We start from the raw sequence: 1,572 nt of genomic DNA on the forward strand, positions 1-1,572 counted from the left end.
ATTAGAATATTTCATTGTAACGGATTACAGCTCTGAGGAGTAAAAATTTTTCGTGATAATTTAACTATTCCCCCCCAAAAATGCGGCTAAATATGTAATAATTTAAATAATTAGAGCTTGCTGGACGAATATTTTGGCATGGCTTAGTGACAAGTCGAATACAAGCTAAAATTTGATTCGTTCAGCAAGCCCTAATTAAACTTGGCTGTTTTGAGGGGGTTTTTATTTTGGTTACTAGAAAAGAAAAAAGAAATCGTGAAAAAGAAGCAAATTATTTTTTCGAGTTCCTTAAAATTCAGAAGCATTTTTTCAAAGACCTGATGAATAACCTAAAAAAGGTAGCAGACCACCGACATCAAAGCTATATCACTTATGGTCCAGAGGTCCTTTTATTTACGATGATGTTGAAAAATATGACCGGCCTAAAATCCATGAGAAACATGAGTGAGAGTTTTAATAAAGAAGAATGTATTAAAAATGTAGGGAAGGTGTTAGGCTTAGATTCTCTTGAAGAACTTCCACATTATGATACAATTAACGACTTTTTATCTGGCTTAGATGTAAATGAATTAGAAAAAATTAGAACGTATATGATTAAAGAATTATTGAAAAAAAGGTCTCTCGAGTCTTATCGAATTGAAGGAAAGTACTGGGGTGTCATCATTGATGGAACTGGATTACACACCTTTCATGAGAAACATTGTAAACACTGCCTGAGACGGGCATATACAAATAAAGAAACAGGAGAAACGAACGTACTTTATATGCACCATGTACTTGAAGCCAAGCTTGTCGTGGGGGATATGGTCTTCAGTATTGCCTCCGAATTTATCGAAAATGAATCAGAAAATGTTTCTAAGCAAGATTGTGAATTAAAAGCCTTCGACAGGCTGGCAAAGAAAATAAAAAAAATATTTAAAAGACTACCGATTTGTATCTTGGGAGATAGTCTCTATGCATGTGAAACGGTATTTAATCTGTGCAGGGCGCACAAATGGAAATATATATGCAGATTTAAGGAAGGGAGAATTAAAAGTATCTCGACGGAGTTTAAGGCAATAAAAGAGCTGGAACAAAGTAAGGATCAGAATTCATTAGTTTGGGTGAATGATATTGCCTACAAAGACAGAACGGTCAATCTGATGGAGGCCACAATGAAAACAGAGGATGGGAAATCGAAAGAGTATGTATTTATAACGGATATTAAAATCACGAAAAAGAACGTGGAACGACTCATCGCTGCAGGAAGAAGCCGCTGGAAGATTGAAAATCAAGGATTTAACGAACAAAAAAATAATCGTTACAATATAGAACATGCCAATAGCCAAAACTACACAGCCATGAAAAATCATTATTTATTAGTTCAAATAACAGATATTATTAGACAGCTGTTTGAAAAAGGTTCGTCAATCTTAAAAGCACTCAAAAAAACGGCAAAAGAAAAATCCTCAAATCTGTTGGAATCGTTTCGGACACGCATTTTAACAGACGAGGATTTCACCCATTTAAGTAAGCCAATACAAGTAAGGTTTACTTAATCATTTCTGTAGAGAAAAGAATTTCTTTTAAAAA

Annotated in this window: 1 protein-coding gene; it reads left to right on the forward strand. The window is 34.2% G+C overall.

All coding sequences use genetic code 11. The annotated features are described in order from the left end of the window. Positions 1 to 227: 227 nt before the first annotated feature. A complete protein-coding gene (locus P9687_RS01360) occupies positions 228 to 1,538 on the forward strand; it encodes a transposase family protein (RefSeq protein WP_013858128.1) in 1,311 nt (436 codons plus the stop codon). Positions 1,539 to 1,572: the final 34 nt, after the last annotated feature.

Source organism: Weizmannia sp. CD-2023 (assembly GCF_036225245.1).
In the GTDB taxonomy this organism is placed as follows: Bacteria; Bacillota; Bacilli; order Bacillales; family Bacillaceae_C; genus Weizmannia; species Weizmannia faecalis.